Annotated in this window: 1 protein-coding gene; it reads left to right on the forward strand. The window is 58.6% G+C overall.

What is annotated here, in order from left to right; genetic code table 11:
• Positions 1 to 1,042 (forward strand): alpha-D-glucose phosphate-specific phosphoglucomutase (locus tag PROAA_RS13700; RefSeq protein WP_186411871.1); only part of this gene is annotated, 1,042 nt, incomplete at both ends.

The raw sequence follows: 1,042 nt of genomic DNA on the forward strand, positions 1-1,042 counted from the left end.
GACGCGCATTGGCGACATGCTGGTTAGCGTCATCGACCCGGTGGCCGATTATGCCGAGCTTCTTGAGTCGCTGTTCGATTTTGATCGGATTGCCGGGCTATTGGCTCGTCCCGAATTTCGCATGCGCTTTGACGCAATGCATGCCGTTAACGGCCCCTATGCCCACGCCATTCTTGAGGGACGCCTTGGGGCGCCGGCAGGGACCGTGGTTAACGGGACGCCGCTGCCGGATTTCGGTGGCGGACACCCTGACCCAAATCCGGTCTATGCCGCCGATCTGGTTTCTGCGCTGGCGGATGCTCACTCCGGCTTGTCCTTTGGCGCAGCTTCGGACGGAGACGGCGATCGCAACATGATCGTGGGGCGCGATTTCATCGTCAGCCCGAGCGATAGCCTGGCCGTCATTGCCGCCAATTACACACTGATCCCGGCCTATGCAAAAGGACTGGCCGGCGTGGCACGTTCCATGCCGACGAGTTGCGCGGTGGACCGCGTCGCCGCAGATCTCGGCATACCCTGTTTTGAAACACCGACAGGCTGGAAGTACTTTGGCACTCTGCTTGATGCCGGTAAAGCAACCCTGTGCGGTGAAGAGAGCGCTGGTACCGGTTCCAACCATGTGCGCGAGAAAGACGGGTTGTGGGCGGTACTCTACTGGCTGAACATTCTTGCTGTGCGCGACGAACCGGTCGAGCAAATCGTTCGCGAGCATTGGCGTCGATTTGGTCGTAATGTTTATTCGAGGCACGACTACGAAGGCATTGAAACGGCGAAGGCAGAGACGCTGATGGATGAGCTTCGGAAGAAGCTGCCGTCGTTGGCTGGAATGAAATTCGAAGGGATGTGTGTCAAGTCCGCTGACGACTTCTGTTACACAGATCCTGTTGATGGTTCGCGCAGCGACAAGCAAGGTGTCCGGGTATTGCTCGAAAATGGATCGCGCGTGGTACTCAGGCTGTCTGGCACCGGTACTGAGGGAGCTACCTTGCGCGTGTATCTAGAGCGCTACGAAGCGGATCCGGCGCGTCACGCGATACCTACG

The organism is Candidatus Propionivibrio aalborgensis (assembly GCF_900089945.1).
GTDB classification, from domain to species: Bacteria; Pseudomonadota; Gammaproteobacteria; order Burkholderiales; family Rhodocyclaceae; genus Propionivibrio; species Propionivibrio aalborgensis.